Below are 15,652 nucleotides of genomic sequence, written 5' to 3'. Positions count from 1 at the left end.
CGCCGGACAGGTCGGGCCTGTCCTGTGCTTCGTCAGAGCGTGCCGTCAGAGCCGGGTGAGCCCCCGGCGCAGCCCGCGGATCGCCTGGGCGATGCGCTGCTCGTTCTCGATCAGCGCGAACCGGACGTGCCCGTCCCCACCGGGTCCGAACCCGATCCCGGGCGACACGGCGACGTCGCAGTCGCGCACGAGCAGCTCGGCGAACTCGATCGAGCCCAGGTCCGCGTAGGGCTCGGGGATCTTGGCCCAGGCGAACATCGTGCCTCGGGGCTTGATGATGTCCCAGCCGATGCGACCGAGCCCGTCGACGAGCGCATTGCGCCGCGACTCGTAGACGGCGCTGAGCTCGGTCGGGTAGTCGACGGCCTCGTTGAGGGTCACGGTCGCCGCGATCTGGATCGGCTGGAACGTGCCGTAGTCGAGGTAGCTCTTGAGCTTCGCGAGCGCGCCGACGACGTCGGGCCGACCGACCAGGAACGCGACGCGCCAGCCGGCCATCGAGAACGACTTCGTCATCGAGTACAGCTCGACCGCGACCTCCTTGCCGCCCACGCACTGGAGGATCGACGGCGGCGTCCACCCGTCGAAGCACATGTCGGCGTACGCCAGGTCGTGGACGAGGACGACGTCGCGCTCGCGCGCCCAGTCGACGAGCCGCTGGAGGTCCGGCAGGTCGACGGTCGTCGTCGTGGGGTTGTGCGGGAAGGAGAGCACCACGACGCGCGGCTTCGGCCAGCCGAGCTCCCACGCCTCCATGACCCGGTCGATGTAGCCGGACCCGTCGTCGCCGTCGCCGATCGGCACCTGCCGCGCGTCGGCGCCCGCGAAGTACGGGCCCCAGATGTGGATCGGGTAGCTGGGGGTCGGCACGATCGCCGCGTCACCGGGCTGCAGCAGCACCCACATGAGGTGGCTGAACCCCTCCTTGGCGCCGATCGTCGAGATGATCTCCGTCTCGGGGTCGAGCGTGACGCCGAACCGGCGCAGGTACAGGTCCGCGACCGCCTGGCGCAGCTTGGGGATGCCGCGCGAGGACGAGTACCGGTGGTTCTTCGCGAGCTGGGCCGCCTCGACGAGCTTGTCGACGGCGATCGGCGGGCTCGGCAGGTCGGGGTTGCCGAAGCCGAGGTCGATCACGTCGCGCCCCGCGCGCCGGGCGTCCAGCTTGAGGGCCTCGATGATGGTGAACACGTAGGGCGGCAGGCCGGGGATGTGACGGAACTCCATAGACGCACGCTAGCGCCCGATGGCGACGCCGCGCGGATCTGAGAAGGTGGGAACGCCCAGCCGCACGACGACCCGCGGGAGGACCTGCGATGACCACGACGCACCCGACCACAGCCGACGACGGCACGACCCACGACGTCCGCCGCGCCCTGCTCGTCGTCGACGTCCAGCCCACGTTCTGCGAGGGCGGTGCGCTCGCGGTCGTCGGCGGCAATGCGGTCGCCGGCGCCATCGCGGCCTACGCCGCGGCGCACCGGGACCGCTACGACGCCGTCGTGACGACCCAGGACTGGCACGTCGACCCGGGCGCCCACTTCAGCGACGCACCGGACTACGTCGACACCTGGCCGCCGCACGGTGTCGCCGGGACGGCCGAGGCCGAGCTGCACCCCGCCCTCGCCGACCTCCACCCGGACGCGAGCGTCCGCAAGGGCGCGTACGCCGCCGCGTACTCGGGCTTCGAGGGGACGGACCCGCAGGGCCGCACGCTCGAGACGGTCCTGCGTGACGCGGGGATCGCGGCGGTCGACGTCGTCGGCATCGCCGAGTCGCACTGCGTCAAGGCCACGGCCCTGGACGCCCACGCGCTCGGCCTGGCGACCCGGGTGCTCACCGACCTGACGGTGCCCGTCACGCCCGAGCAGGGCGCCGCCGCGCGCACCGAGCTCGCCGCGGCCGGGGTCGAGCTGGTCCCCTCGTCCGCCGTGTGATCCGGACGGCTCAGCGCGCCTGGGCGCCCGGTGCCTGCAGCGCCGAGTAGGGCCCGTCGGCCGCCATGAGCTCGGCGTGCGACCCGATCTCCACGAGCCGTCCCGCCCGCATGACGACGATCCGGTCGGCGCCCTGGATCGTCGACAGCCGATGCGCGACGACGAACGTCGTCCGTCCGTGCATGAGCCGCGCGAGGGCCTCCTGGACGAGCCGCTCGGATGCGGTGTCGAGGGCCGAGGTCGCCTCGTCGAGCACGAGCACGCGCGGGTTGCGAACGAGGGCCCGGGCGATCGCGATCCGCTGGCGCTGACCGCCCGAGAGCCGGGCGCCACGCTCACCGATGACGGCGTCGAGCCCGCCCATCTGCTCGACGAAGTCCAGCGCGTTGGCGTCACGCAGCGCGGCGCGCACGGCGTCGTCGGTCAGCTCGGGGCTGCCGTACGTGACGTTCGCGCGCACGCTGCCCTCGAACAGCAGCGACTCCTGCGGCACGACCGCGAGGTGCCTCCGATAGCTGCGCAGGTCGAGCCCGGTCACGTCGCGCCCGTCGAGCAGAATCCGGCCCGACGTCGGCTTGAGGAACCCGATGACCAGGTTGAGCACCGTCGACTTGCCCGACCCCGACGGCCCGACCAGCGCGACTGTCTCCCCCGGCACGACGTCGAGGCTGAAGTCCTCGATCGCGTGCTCGTCGGGCGCGTCGTCGTACGCGAAACCGACGTGCTCGAACCGGACCGCCCCGGCGACCTCGCTGACCAGGGCCTTGCCGGCGTTGCGCTCGAGGTCGGGCTCGGTGAGGACCTCGCCCATCGACCGCACCGACTCGAGCCCCTTCGTGACGACGGGCGCCAGGCCGAGCAGCGCGGTCACCGACCCCGTGAGCGCCATGAAGTAGCTCGACAGCATGACGACGTCGCCCGCGCTCACGTCGAACCTGCCGGTCCACGCGACCCACGCCGCCCCGACGAGGCAGCCGACGCTCAGCAGCTGGAACGTGATCCAGGCGAGGGCGCCGAACCGCCCGTTGACGACGTCGAGGCGGATGCCCGCCTCGCGCACGCCCACGAGCGACGACCCCATCCGGTCGAGCTCGTCTTGCTCGAGCGCGTGCGCGCGCGTGATGGGGATGAGGTGCGTCATCTCGCTCACGCGCGCGGACATCCGCTCGACCTGGACGCGGAACGCGGCGTTGCGGGCGACCATCCGGCGGCGCATCGCCGTGACGAGCAGCGCCGAGACCGGGACGGCGACGACGAACACCGGCAGGAACTCCGGGACCCGCACCGCGGTGATGACGATCGCCCCCGCGAGCGTCGTGGTCGCCGCCATGCCGGAGTCGAATGTCTGCCGGGTGGTCTCCACGACGTTCTCGACGTCACGGACGATCTTGGCCTGCAGCACCCCGGCGCTGATCCGACGGTGGTACCCGATCGAGAGCTCCTGCAGCCGGCGCGCCAACGCCATCCGCAGGTTGGTCTCGACGGTCCGCACCGACACGGAGAGCTGACGCGTGTACACCCAGGTCAGCGGGTAGTTCTGCGCGATGAAGACCGACATGAGGACCGCCGACCACCACAGGTCACGCAGCGGGCGGTGCTGCACGACGATGTCGATGACCTCGGCCGTGAGCAGCGGCATGATCCACACGGGCGAGTGCTTGAGCGCGAACGCGAACGCCGCGAGCGCGATGCGCCAGCGCTGGCCGGCGAACAGGTGCACGAGGGTGCGCACCGGCCGGGCGCCGTCGTAGTCCTCCTCGAGCCGATCGCAGGTCATGGCTGCCATCGTAACGATTCGACCCTGGTCAGCGGGTGCGCGCCGCAAGGGCCGCCGCGTACAGCTCGCGCTTGGGGACGCGGGCCGTCTCCGCGACGTCGGCCACGGCGTCCTTGAGCCGCTCGCCGGCGTCGGCGCGCGCCAGCACCTCCGCGACGAGGTCGGCCGTCGTGGCCACGGGGTGCCCGACGTCGCCGCCGACCACGATCGCGATCTCGCCGCGCACCTCGCCCGCGACAGCCCAGGCCACGAGGTCGACCAGCGGGCCGCGCACGACCTCCTCGTACGTCTTGGTCAGCTCGCGGCACACCGCGGCGGGGCGCTGCGGACCGAACGCGTCGGCCATCGCCGCGAGGGTCTGGCCGAGGCGGTGGGGCGCCTCGAAGAAGACCAACGTCCGGCGCTCGGTCGCGAGCTCGGCGAGAGCTCGTGCGCGCTCGCCCGGCTTGCGCGGCGGGAACCCCTCGAAGCAGAACCGGTCGGTCGGCAGGCCGGACAGGGCGAGCGCCGTGAGGACCGCGCTCGGTCCGGGCGCCGCAGTCACCGGCACGCCCGCCTCGACGGCCGCCGCGACGACCCGGAACCCTGGGTCCGAGACGGACGGCATGCCGGCATCAGTCACGACCACGACGGTGCCGCCGCCGCGGACGACGTCGAGCAGCTCGCCCGCCCGCTCGCCCTCGTTGTGCTCGTGGTAGCTGACGACCCGGCCGCCGATCGTCACGCCCATCCGGGCAGCGAGCGCACGCAGCCGGCGCGTGTCCTCGGCGGCGACCACCTCGGACTCCGCGAGGAGCCGGCGCAGCCGCGGCGAAGCGTCCTCGACGTTGCCGATGGGCGTCGCCGCGAGGACGAGACGGCCGGTCGGCGGGGCGTCGGGGTGGGTCACGTCCGCAAGCCTGCCACCTCGCCGGCGACCTGCCCCGCACGCCTGCACCCGTCGCGAGCGGTCGGGCCGTTCCCAGCCCTCGGCTCAGCGCGTCCCCCTACGATGACCGGGTGCCGCGCACCCCTGACGACGACGACGCAGCCGTGCTCGGCGACCTCGTCCCCGCCTCGCCGTACGGTCCGGTCGAGGAGGCTCTGGGCGAGCCCATCGTGCCGACCGAGACCCGCCTCCTGCGTCGCCTGCTCGGCGAGCGCACGCTCGCGCTCGACAGCACCCCGCGCGCGCGCCTCCTCGGCTGGCTCTGGCCGCTCGCCGTGACCGCCCTCGCCGCGATCGTGCGGCTGTGGGACCTCGGCCGGCCGCACGTCCTGGTGTTCGACGAGACGTACTACGTCAAGGAGGCGTACTCGCTGCTGGTCCGCGGCTACGAGGCCGGGTGGGGCGACGACCCGAACCCCCGGTTCGAGGCGGGCGACGTCAGCATGCTCGGGATCAGCCCCGAGTACGTCGTGCACCCGCCCGTCGGCAAGTGGATGATCGCGCTCGGGATCCAGCTCGGCGGCGGCGTCACGAGCTCGGCGGCCTGGCGGCTCGGGCCGGCCGTCGCCGGGATCATCGCCGTCCTCCTGGTCGCCCGCATCGCGCGCCGGATGTTCGCCTCGACAGCGCTGGGCACGACCGCGGGTCTCCTCCTCGCGGTCGACGGCGAGGCGATCGTGCACTCGCGCATCGGGCTCCTCGACAGCTTCCTGATGTTCTTCGCGCTCGCTGCGTTCGGCGCGCTGGTCATCGACCGTGAACAGGCCCGGCGGCGCCTCGCGCGACGCGCCGCCGCGGTCCTCGACTCGGGGGCGGACCTCGGCTGGGGCCCGCGACTGGGGTGGCGGTGGTGGCGGCTTGCCGCCGGGGTCCTGCTCGGGCTGTGCATCGGGACCAAGTGGTCGGGGCTCTACTTCCTCGCGGTGTTCGGCCTGCTCAGCGTCCTCTGGGACGCGACCGCCCGTCGCGCCGTCGGCGTGCGTCCGTGGCACGTCTCGGCGCTGGTGCGCGACGCGATCCCCGCCGGGATCGCGATGGTCGCGCTCGCGTTCGCCACGTACCTCGGGTCGTGGTTCTCGTGGTTCCGGACGTCGGGCGGCTACATGCGCCACTGGGCCGAGCAGAACCCTGACCAGGGCGTCACCTGGCTGCCCACGGCGCTGCGTTCGCTGTGGAAGTACCACACCGACATGTGGTACTTCCACAACCACCTGGTCACCCCGCACTCGTACGCCGCGGCGCCGCTCGGGTGGATCGTGCAGTGGCGCCCGACGTCGTACTTCTACCCGTCCTCGATCTCAGGCCTCACAGGGGACGCCGCCCAGCAGGCCTGCGGTGCGAGCTCGTGCTCGCAGGCCATCACGTCGCTCGGCAACCCGCTGCTGTGGTGGAGCGCCGCGGCGGCCGTCCTGGTGGCCCTGGCCTACCTCGTGCTGAACCGCGACTGGCGTGCGGGCGCGGTGCTGTCGGGGATCGCTGCCGGCTGGCTGCCCTGGTTCGCGTACTCCCACCGGACGATCTTCACGTTCTACTCGATCGCGTTCACACCGTGGGTCGTCCTGACCCTGACGTACGTGCTGGGGCTCGTCGTCGGGCCGCGCGAGGGTCAGGACCCGGTCCGCCGCCGTCATGCGATCGCGTGGGTGGGCGCCTTCGTGGCGCTGATCGTGGTGGTCAGCGCGTTCTTCTACCCGATCTGGACGGCCTGGGTCGTGCCGTACTCGTTCTGGCACATGCACATGTGGCTGCCCAGCTGGATCTGACCGTCAGCTGGATCTGACCGTCAGGCCGGGCCGGCGACCCAGTCGACCTGCGGGCTCGCGTACCAGGCGAACCCCGCGCGGTCCCACACCGCCCCGTGCTGCGCGACGCGCACGCGGAAGTCCGCCCAGTCGCGGTCCTCGGGCGCCGACCAGGCGACCTCGGCGAGCGCGGCGAGCCGCGGCAGCAGCATGGTGGTGAGCTCGTCGAGGCTGCGGATGGTCTCGGTCCACACGGCTGCCTCGACGCCCTCGATCGCGTCGGCCGGGACGCCGGCGAGGAACGTCGACGGCTCCCACTCGTACGCGTCGCGCAGCTCGATGTGCCCCGCCCACTCCAGGCCGAGCGGGGTCGACGCGTCGTACTTCATGTCGAGGTAGGCGTGCGGGCCGGGCGACAGCAGCACGCGGGCACCCGCCCGCACCGCCGAGATCACGTCGGTCGGGTCCAGCCGGTGGTCCCAGACCTGCACGAGGCTCCCGGGTGAGAGCGACACCGACGCGACCTCCTGCCAGCCGACCACGCGCTTGCCCGCTGCGTGCACCGCGGCCGCGGCGATCCCGACGAGCCGCGCGTACTCCTCGGCCGACATCTCGGTCACCTCGTCGCCGCCGATGTGGACGTACCGGCCCGGCGTCAGCGCGGCGACATCGGTGAAGACGTCGCGCAGGAACGCCTCCGTCGCGGGGACGTCGGCGCTCAGGCGGCTGAACCCGACGTCGATGCCGGTGTAGACGCCCGTGGGCCGCCCCGACGGGGTGAGCTCGCCATACGCGTGCAGGGCCGCGTTGACGTGCCCCGGGATGTCGATCTCCGGGACGACCGTCACACCACGGGCCGCGGCGAACTCGACGAGCTCGGTGTACTCGACGGTGCGCAGGAAACCGCCCGGGTCGCCGCCCACGGCGCTGCCCGCCGAGCGCTCCGTGAGCAACGGACGCGACGGCACGTCGAGACGCCACCCCTGGTCGTCCGTGAGGTGCAGGTGCAGGACGTTGAGCTTGTAGCGGGTCAGGAGCGTCACGAGGACCTTGAGCTCGTCCAGGCCGAAGAAGTGCCGGGCGACGTCGACCGACAGCCCGCGCCACCGGTAGCGCGGCGCGTCCTCGATGTGGACCGCGGGGGCGACGAGCCGTCGGCCCGCGCCAGTTCCGACCGGGCGCAGGAGCTGGCGGAGGGTCGCCAGGCCGTGCACGAGCCCCGTCCGCCTCGGCGCGTCGATCACGACGCGAGACGCCGTCACGGTCAGCGTGTAGCGCTCGTCGTCGGCGGGGCTGCCGTCGGGCGTCAGGTGCAGCGCGATGACTCCGGCGCTGCCGTCGTCGACGTACCGGATCTCGACGGGCGACCCCGCGCCGCTGCTGAGCAGGTCGGCGGCGACGACGGCCAGCGTGATCTCCTCGGGGGTCGGACGGACCACGATGGCCGTGCTCGCCGTGACCTCGAACGGCGCCCCGCCGCCCGGCTCGCACACGTGCGGACGCGGGATCACGCCGATCACCTCGGGCACTGCGGTCCTCCCGGTCTCATCCGTGCACACTCGTCCGTGCGTGCGCGTCCGTGCGCGGCACGCCGAGCCTCCGTGCACACTACGGCAGGGCGGACGGCCTCGATCAGGTGTCGGAGCCGTCACGATCGGGTCACTTCGGCACGGGGCGCACCCCCGAGCCCTACGGTCGCAGCATGAGGAACTTCGTGAGGCTCCGCGGTGCCGCTGTCGTGGCTGTCGTCCTGGTCGGTCTGCTCGCCGGCTGCTCCGCGGACCGGAGCGGCAGCTCGACGTCGGCGGTCGACAGCAACGCTGGCAAGGACGGTGGCGCACTGTCGGGTGCCGCGCCGCAGGCAGGAGCGGCTGCCGAGCAGGGCACCTCCGACGCAGCCGGGCGCCAGGTCATCACGACGGGCACAGCTCAGCTCACCGTCGACGACCCGCGCAAGGCAGCCAGCGCCGTGGTGGCACTCGTCGAGGGCCTGGGCGGCCGCGTCGATGCCCGTCAGGAGCAGAGCGCGGCCGAGGGCAGGGACGCCTACGCGCAGCTGACGGTCCGCATCCCGTCCGACGACCTGACGTCGACGCTCACCAAGCTCGAGGACATCGGCCACGTCGATCGCGTGAACCTGTCCGCCCAGGACGTCACCGGCACCGCGGAGGACCTCGACGCGCGGATCCGGGCCCTGAAGCTGTCGGTGGCGCGCATGGAGGAGCTGCTCTCGCGCGCGACGTCGAACGCTGACCTGATCGCCGCCGAGAACGCCCTGACGGAGCGTCAGTCGAACCTCGAGAGCCTGCAGTCGCAGCGCGCCCGCCTCGCGGAGCAGGTCGCGCTGTCGACGCTCGACATCACCCTGTCGACACCGGGCAACGCCCCGGAACCGACCACCCATGGGTTCCTCGGAGGGCTCGCGGCGGGGTGGGACGCGCTCGTGGGGATGCTCAGCACCCTCGTGCTCGTCGTGGGGGTCCTGCTGCCGTGGCTCGCGTTCGCCGGCGTGATCACCCTCGCCGTCCTGGCCTCGCTGCGGTGGGCGCGTCGCCGTCGGGCAGGCGCGTCCGTGGTCGGACCGGTGGCGACCTCGTCGTACGGGCCCGCGTCAGCGCCGAGCACGCAGTCCGGGCCCGGGCCGGCCGTTCAGTCGGGGCCTGCGCCCGCCGCGCAGTCCGGGTCCGCGCAGTCAGGGATCGCATCGCCGGAGGTCGCGCCGCCCGCGCTCTGACGCGCCGCGCCCCGTCAGGGGGGACATGCCACAGGGCGGCCGTCCCGCGTCTCCGCGGGGCGACCGCCCTGGTGAGGGTGGAGCTGAGGGGACTCGAACCCCTGACCTCCTCGATGCGAACGAGGCGCGCTACCAGCTGCGCCACAGCCCCTCAAGCGGGCAACACACTAACACCCAGAGCCGGTCCGTCACGAAATCGTGGCGGTCACTCCCCTGCTGCTCGGCGACGTGCCAGCACCTCGTCGAGGTTGATCGAGCCGGTGGTCCCCGCGGGCGGCTCGACGACCGCAGCGGGGGCCTCGGCGGGAGCGCGCATCTCCGTCGAACCTTCGACCTCGCCGAGCGGCGCGGGCTCGCGGCGCGGCGCGGGCGACTTGAGCGTGTACGTGGGACGCGGCACCGGGACGGGCGACCACTCGTCCTCGGCGCTCTCGCCGTCGGCCTGCGCGCCCTGGCGGGTGCTGCGACGGACCACGGTGCTCGCGTCGCTGGTCGCTGCCGAGGGGACCCCGTCCACCTGGTCGAGGATGCGGGCGAAGACCTCGGTGTGCGAGTCCGACGGGCGCACCGCACGACCGGTCACGGCCGGCGCGTGCGCGCTGGCTCGCGCCGGCGCGAGGGCGTGCTCCCGACGGCGACGTTCCCACTCGACGTCCGCGGCATGGCCGGCGACGACCGCGCGGCGCCCGAGCACGAGCACGCCGACGAACAGCACGCTCGGCACGATCCCGGCGGCGACAGTCACCGCGGTCAGGCCTGTGACGGCCCACCCGGCGATGCTCGCGACGAGCAGCGTGACGGCGAGGACGGCACGGCGGCGGGCGGCCGCACCGCGGCGTGCCACAGCAGCCACCTGGGCAGCGCGTTGCTGCGCCGCGCGTCTGGCCGCGTCGGCGCTCAGCCTGTCCTGCGTTCCGTGCGGTCGATCCACGGCACTGCCTCCGTTCGCACCACCGATCGCCACGAGCGGGACCCCCGGCTCGGGGTGAGCAGCCCGACGCGCTTGTCCGCTGTCGCGGCGCAGTCCGGTGTGGCGCCTGACCGGGCCCGGGAGTCGCTCACCCGTGTGTTCCGACCGGTGCGGTCGGTCACGGCGAGCACACGCAGGGCCCCGGAGAAGCGATCATCAGTCCGCGACTCGAGCAGCTGTTGACGGTGCCGCAGCTTCTGCGGCACCAGGTATGCGACCCACAGGCCCGCCACCGCGAGGGTGACGACACCGGCGGGACTGTTGTTCACGTCATGACGGTAGGTGCAGGGTACCCATGCCCCAGGGACCGCCGGCGGCGTGTCGCCCGCGACCGACCAGATCTACGTCGCGAGCGATCGCCCGCGCCAGCGGTTGAGGAGGCCGCCCGGGACGTCCTCGGTCGTCAGGGCGAACGACCTGTGGTCGCACCACTCGTCGCCGATGTGCAGGTACCGCTCCCGCAGGCCCTCGTCGCGGAAGCCGAGCTTCGCCACGACGCGCAACGACGGCGCGTTCTCGGGGCGGATGTTGACCTCGACGCGGTGCAGGCCGAGCACCTCGAAGCAGTGGTCCGTCGCGAGCGCGACCGCGGTCGGGATGATGCCGCGTCCGGCGACGTGCTGGGACACCCAGTAGCCGATCGAGCCCGACCGCAACGACCCGTACATGATGCCCGTGACGGTCAGCTGGCCGACGAGCAGCCCCTCGTAGTCGACCGCGAACGGCAACGACCCGCCCGATCGAGCCTGCGAGCTCAGCGACCGCACGAACTCGCCGAACGACGGGCGCGGGCCGCGGACCGGGACCGGGGAGGTCGCATCCCAGGGCTCGAGCCATGCGGCGTTCTGCGCACGCAGCGCCATCCACGTGCGCTGGTCCGACCGTCGCAACGGTCGCAGACGAACGTCGCCGGCCGTCAGTGCCACCGGCCACCCCACCGCCATCAGCCCTCCAGCACGAGGCAGTGCACGCGCTGGCCGGGGTGGACGACGACGTCCTGCTCCCCGACGACGGCGAGCGCGTTGGCGCGCGACAGTGCCGTGACGGATGCCGCGGCGGGGTCGCCGACCGGCGTCACCTGGTACCCCTCGGCGGGCGAGCCGACGACGAACGCGGGAACGAACTGGCGGAGTCCGGGCGGCGACGACCAGCCGACCGTCGCGTCCGCCGTCACGGACGGGCGGAACAGGTCCGTGTGACCGGCCATGGCGCGCAGCGCGGGGCGGACGAAGACCTCGAACGACACCTGGGCCGCGACGGGGTGGCCCTGCAGCGCGAAGATCGGCACCGCGCCGTCCCGCAGGCCGCCGCCGATCGTCCCGAACCCCTGCCGGTGCCCGGGCGACATCGCGACGTGGTCGAACCGGACGGTGCCCAGCGGCGCGAGGACGTCCTTGATGGTGTCGCGCGCGAGCTCGCTCAGGCCACCGGTCGTGAGCACGAGGTCGGCGCGGACGAGCTGGTCCTCGAGCGCCTCCCGCAGGATCGCGCGATCGTCCGACACGATGCCCACCCGCACGGCGGCCGCCCCCGCGTCCCGGACGGCGGTCTCGAGCGCGTGACCGTCCGCCTCGTACACGGCACCGTCGCGCCGGGGCGAGCCTGGTTCGATGAGCTCGTCGCCGATCGACATGATGACCACCCGCGCCTTGGGGAAGACGCGCAGCCGGCCGCGACCGAGAGCTGCGGCGAGGGCGAGCTGACGGGCACCGAGCCGGGTGCCCGCCTCGAGCACGACCTCGCCCGCACGCGCGTCGGATCCCGCGGTGCGCACGTGCTGACCCGGAACGGCTGGTCGCTGCAACGAGACCCGCACCGAGCCGCGGTCGGTCTCCTCGATGGGGACGACGGCGTCGGCACCCACCGGCATCGGCGCCCCCGACGCGATGCGGACGGCCTGCCCCGGCGCCAGACGCAGCGGGGCGACGGCACCAGCGAGCACGTCGTGGGCCACGGGCAGCGACCGCCCGCCGGCGAACCCCGCGTCGGCCGTCTCGTGGGCCGCCACGGCGTAGCCGTCACGTGCGGCCACCGGCAGCGAAGGGACGTCGGACCCGACGGTGACGTCGGCCGCGAGGATGCAGCCGACGGCGTCCGCCAGCACGACGTCGAGCGGCGGGACGGGGCCGACTGCGGCGAGCACGCCCGCCAGGTGGTCCTGGACGGATCTCATGCCCGCATTGTGCCCCGGGTCGGGTCACGGACGGTGCTGGTGCGGGGCGGGTCCGGCGTTTGAGAGACTGGTACCCATGCGCATCGATGCCCAGCCGTACCCGCACGTCAGCGACGATTCGGACATCGAGGACTTCAAGGAGTCGCTGCGCAGCGCGATCCGCGAGGCTCGCCAGCTGCGCTCACCGCGTCGACGGGCCGAGGCCGGCCAGGGCCTCGCCCATGTCATCGAGACGATCCCGGACGTGGCGAGCGCGCGCTGCGTGTCGCTGTACGCGTCGCGCCCGGGCGAGCCGGACACGAGCTGGCTGCTCGACCGGCTCGCGGCACGCGGCGTGCGCGTCCTGATGCCGATCCTCGGCGCCGGCCTCCAGCGCGACTGGGCCGAGTACGCGGGCGCCGGCGACCTGCGGCAGCGCGCACCCGGTCGCCCGCCCGAGCCGGGCACGCCGACGCTCGGCGCCGAGGCCCTCGCGGAGGCGGACGTCGTGATCGCACCTGCGCTTGCGATCGACACGCATGGGACCCGGCTCGGGCAGGGCGGCGGCTGGTACGACCGCGCGCTCGAGAACCTACGACCCGGCGTGCGCGTCATCGGGGTCGTGTTCCCCGTGGAGCTGTACGACGCCGAGGTCCGCCCGCTGCCCCGCCAGTCGCACGACCGCCCCGTCGACGCCGTCGCGACGCCGCAGGAGTGGCACGAGCTGCTCAGCCGCCCGACGACGGCCTGAGCGTCAGCCTGTCGCGGACGCCGGTCTCGACCGCGGTCGGCGTGAACGGCCAGGAGAAGGTGCGCCCGGTCGCCCAGGCGTCGAACTGGTCGGTGTAGTGGACGCTCGCCGGGTGTCCCGACGTCCCGGTGAAACTGACCCAGGTCGAGCCGTCGAGGTTGCCGAGGTCGACGACCATGCGCATCGACGGCGCGCTCGTGACCGTGAAGGAGTCCGCTGACGCGTCCCAGCTCGTCGCGTCGACGAGAGCGGATCCGCCCGCGACCCCGAGCGGGCTCGGGTTCACGAGGCGCCGGACGAGGGCCGGGAGCGACGGACCTCCGAGGACCGGGTGCTGCGGCGCAGCGGTGTGCAGCGCGCCCCATCGCCACTCGTTCGCATTCTTGCCGAGCGACGCGGTGAGCTCGCTTCGCGCCGACACCAGCGCGCGCGTGAGGATCTCGTCGCGTCCCTCGACCACGCCCACGGTGGAGTGGCCGTCCCACCACGGCGAGTCGGGCTGGTCGAGCAGGGTGCGGACGACCTCGAGCCACCGGTCGCCACCGTCGGGCTCGTAGCCGTCGGGCATCTCGTCCCAGAACGTCAGCCGCAGGAGCGTCTTCCAGACCGCGGCGAAGTAGGCGGCCGCGGCCGAGTCCGTCCCTGAGCGGCGGTCCCAGGTGCGCAGGAGCTGCTGGCCGTCGTCGTCGAACGAGTCGGCGATGTGGACGCTGAGCAGCGCGGGCACCAGCACATCGGCGAACGGGTTGTGGTCGTCCAGCTGGAGACTGCCCGCACTCGCCACGTCGAGGGGGGTGCCGGCCTCGATGTCGCGGGTGAGGATGTCGCGGATGCGCTGCGACCGGTAGCCGTAGTCCCAGTCCGAGGTCAGGTACGGACCGACGCCGGCGGGGGTCACCGCCTGGTTCGCCGCGACGATGAAACCCGCCGCAGGGTCCTCGACCGCGGGCATCTGCGCCGCATCGACGTAGCCCGTCCAGTCGTAGGCGCTGTCCCAGCCCGGCCGCGGCCAGGAGCCGTCCGACGGGAGCGGTGCGCCCGCGACGTCCGCCCGCACCGGGATCCGCCCCGGCGCCTGGTAGCCGATGTGACCGTCGGTCGTGGCGTACACGATGTTCTGGGACGGCACGTCGAAGAGGGCGGCGCTCCGCGCGACGTCGGCGGGGGTCGCGGCGACGTCGAGGCCGAGGATCGCGTCGGCGGTACGCCCCGGGCTCAGCGCGGTCCACTCGAGCGCGACCTCGTAACGCCCGGCCGGCGACCCGTCGGGCATGGGGACCGTTCCCGCGTCCCCGACCCCGAGGACCTCGGACACCAGCGGGCCGTGGCTCGTCGAACGCACGATCAGCTCGACGTCGGCACCGCCGTTGACCTTGATCGTCTCGGTCCGCGTCGTCAGCGGCACCCGCTCGCCGTCGCGCAGCGACCACCCGTCGATGACCTTCTCGAGCACGAAGTCGGTCACGTCCGCGCCGAGGTTGGTCAGGCCCCACGCGAGCTGGGCGTTGTGCCCGATGATCACGCCGGGAAGTCCGGCGAACGAGAAGCCCGCGACGTCGTAGGGGCACGCGGCGGTGACCTCGCGGCAGGTCAGAGCGACCTGCGACCAGATGCCCGGAGCCGAGATCGACAGGTGCGGGTCGTTGGCGAGCAGCGGCTTGCCGGACGCCGTGTGCGCGCCGCTGACGACCCACGAGTTCGAGCCGATGCCCTCCCCCGAGCCGAGCAGGTGCGGGACGGCCGCGAGGGCCGCGTCGACCGCGGTCAGCGCCTGCTGCACGCCCGAGTCGGCCAGGTCGAGGACGGACGACGTGGTGGTCGCGACGGGGGTCTGCACGCTCGCGGCGTCGAGGATGGGGCTGTGCAGGTCCTGCGGGTAGGGCGGGAAGAGCTCGTCGACCCGTTGGACGTCGCGGACCGCGGAGTAGGTCAGCCCGCGGGCGAGCTCCTCGTCGTAGTTGCCGCGCAGGTCCCAGGCCATCGCCTTGAGCCACGCGAGCGAGTCGACCGGGCTCCACGGCTCGGGCTGCGCGACGTCGACCTGCAGGCCGAGGATCGTGTACTCGACGGCGAGCGACGACGGGTCCCGCTGAGCGAGGTAGGCGTTCACGCCGTCCGCGTAGGCCTGCAGGGCGTCGCGCGTGGCGGGAGCCAGCAGCGGCAGCTCCTGCTCGGCCACCCGGCGCCACCCGAGTGTGCGGATGACCTTGTCGGCCTCGAGCGCGTCCGCGTTCTCACCGACGAGCTCGGACAGCCGGCCCGCGGTGACGTGGCGGCGGTAGTCCATCTCGAAGAACCGGTCCTGCGCGTGCACGTAGCCCTGGGCCCGGAACAGGTCCGCGGAGCTGTCGGCCGTGATGTGCGCCACGCCCTGGGCGTCGCGCGTGACGGCGACCTCGGCGGCGAGGCCCGGCAGCTGGACCGATCCCGTGACCTGCGGCAGCGGTCGCCGGATCACGGCGAAGGTCAGGACCGTGGCGGCCACCAGGACGACCACGAGCAGCGCGGCGACGACCACGAGCGACAGACGGACAGCACGACGACGAGGCACGTTGGGAGGGTAGCCCGAACGGGCGCAGCCCACCCGGCTTGCGCACGCGAGTAACATTGGCACTCGGACCTGGAGAGTGCTAGCACGGCCCCTTGCGACGGGGACCCGGC

The 15,652-nt window shown here is 73.2% G+C and carries 13 protein-coding genes and 1 tRNA gene; 4 read left to right on the top strand and 10 right to left on the bottom strand.

Features of this window, described 5'->3' with window-relative positions:
- Nucleotides 1-45 precede the first annotated feature (45 nt).
- A complete protein-coding gene (locus DDP54_RS11290) occupies nucleotides 46-1,227 on the bottom strand; it encodes an aminotransferase class I/II-fold pyridoxal phosphate-dependent enzyme (RefSeq protein WP_109131818.1) in 1,182 nt (393 codons plus the stop codon).
- 89 nt (nucleotides 1,228-1,316) lie between these two features.
- Here DDP54_RS11290 and DDP54_RS11285 point away from each other — a divergent pair, with 89 nt between their 5' ends.
- Nucleotides 1,317-1,937, top strand: a complete 621-nt coding sequence (locus DDP54_RS11285; protein WP_109131817.1) for an isochorismatase family protein — start codon at nucleotides 1,317-1,319, stop codon at nucleotides 1,935-1,937.
- 10 nt (nucleotides 1,938-1,947) lie between these two features.
- Here DDP54_RS11285 and DDP54_RS11280 read toward each other — a convergent pair whose 3' ends face one another.
- Nucleotides 1,948-3,714: an ABC transporter ATP-binding protein gene (locus DDP54_RS11280; RefSeq protein WP_109131816.1), complete on the bottom strand. Its 1,767-nt coding sequence runs from the start codon at nucleotides 3,712-3,714 to the stop codon at nucleotides 1,948-1,950.
- 28 nt (nucleotides 3,715-3,742) lie between these two features.
- Nucleotides 3,743-4,603 carry a 16S rRNA (cytidine(1402)-2'-O)-methyltransferase gene (rsmI, locus tag DDP54_RS11275; protein ID WP_109131815.1) on the bottom strand — a complete coding sequence of 287 codons (861 nt, stop codon included), beginning with the start codon at nucleotides 4,601-4,603 and terminating at the stop codon, nucleotides 3,743-3,745.
- Between the two features lie 110 nt (nucleotides 4,604-4,713).
- Between rsmI and DDP54_RS11270 the strand changes: the two genes are divergently transcribed.
- Complete coding sequence (locus DDP54_RS11270; protein WP_109131814.1) at nucleotides 4,714-6,405, top strand: phospholipid carrier-dependent glycosyltransferase; 1,692 nt, start codon at nucleotides 4,714-4,716, stop codon at nucleotides 6,403-6,405.
- A gap of 20 nt (nucleotides 6,406-6,425) precedes the next feature.
- Here DDP54_RS11270 and DDP54_RS11265 read toward each other — a convergent pair whose 3' ends face one another.
- Nucleotides 6,426-7,895, bottom strand: a complete 1,470-nt coding sequence (locus DDP54_RS11265) for a family 20 glycosylhydrolase (RefSeq protein ID WP_242448358.1) — start codon at nucleotides 7,893-7,895, stop codon at nucleotides 6,426-6,428.
- A gap of 191 nt (nucleotides 7,896-8,086) precedes the next feature.
- Between DDP54_RS11265 and DDP54_RS11260 the strand changes: the two genes are divergently transcribed.
- The gene (locus DDP54_RS11260; RefSeq protein WP_146192415.1) at nucleotides 8,087-9,118 is read left to right on the top strand and encodes a DUF4349 domain-containing protein; all 1,032 of its coding nucleotides are present in this window, start codon (nucleotides 8,087-8,089) and stop codon (nucleotides 9,116-9,118) included.
- A 78-nt stretch (nucleotides 9,119-9,196) separates the two neighbouring features.
- Here the strand turns inward: DDP54_RS11260 and DDP54_RS11255 are convergent.
- From DDP54_RS11255 to glp, 5 genes are all read right to left on the bottom strand, one after another.
- Nucleotides 9,197-9,269: transfer RNA gene (locus DDP54_RS11255), tRNA-Ala, on the bottom strand.
- Nucleotides 9,270-9,323: 54 nt separating this feature from the next.
- Nucleotides 9,324-9,962 (bottom strand): hypothetical protein, encoded by a 639-nt coding sequence (locus tag DDP54_RS18655; protein WP_242448357.1) that lies wholly within the window; start codon nucleotides 9,960-9,962, stop codon nucleotides 9,324-9,326.
- 53 nt (nucleotides 9,963-10,015) lie between these two features.
- Nucleotides 10,016-10,357, bottom strand: a complete 342-nt coding sequence (locus tag DDP54_RS18650) for a hypothetical protein (protein ID WP_242448356.1) — start codon at nucleotides 10,355-10,357, stop codon at nucleotides 10,016-10,018.
- 72 nt (nucleotides 10,358-10,429) lie between these two features.
- Entirely contained in the window at nucleotides 10,430-11,032 is a 603-nt protein-coding gene (locus DDP54_RS11245) for a GNAT family protein (protein ID WP_109131811.1), read from the bottom strand.
- Nucleotides 11,032-12,261 (bottom strand): gephyrin-like molybdotransferase Glp, encoded by a 1,230-nt coding sequence (gene glp, locus DDP54_RS11240; protein WP_109131810.1) that lies wholly within the window; start codon nucleotides 12,259-12,261, stop codon nucleotides 11,032-11,034. The genes DDP54_RS11245 and glp overlap by 1 nt, the downstream gene beginning before the upstream one ends.
- A gap of 76 nt (nucleotides 12,262-12,337) precedes the next feature.
- Between glp and DDP54_RS11235 the strand changes: the two genes are divergently transcribed.
- Nucleotides 12,338-12,991: a 5-formyltetrahydrofolate cyclo-ligase gene (locus tag DDP54_RS11235; RefSeq protein WP_109131809.1), complete on the top strand. Its 654-nt coding sequence runs from the start codon at nucleotides 12,338-12,340 to the stop codon at nucleotides 12,989-12,991.
- Here DDP54_RS11235 and DDP54_RS11230 read toward each other — a convergent pair.
- Nucleotides 12,969-15,542, bottom strand: coding sequence for a penicillin acylase family protein (locus tag DDP54_RS11230; protein ID WP_242448355.1), 2,574 nt, complete (start codon nucleotides 15,540-15,542; stop codon nucleotides 12,969-12,971). The two genes, DDP54_RS11235 and DDP54_RS11230, sit on opposite strands and share 23 nt — an antisense overlap.
- Nucleotides 15,543-15,652 lie beyond the last annotated feature (110 nt).

The organism is Cellulomonas sp. WB94, from assembly GCF_003115775.1.
In the GTDB taxonomy this organism is placed as follows: Bacteria; Actinomycetota; Actinomycetes; order Actinomycetales; family Cellulomonadaceae; genus Cellulomonas_A.
This window is presented reverse-complemented; position numbering and strand designations above follow the sequence as displayed.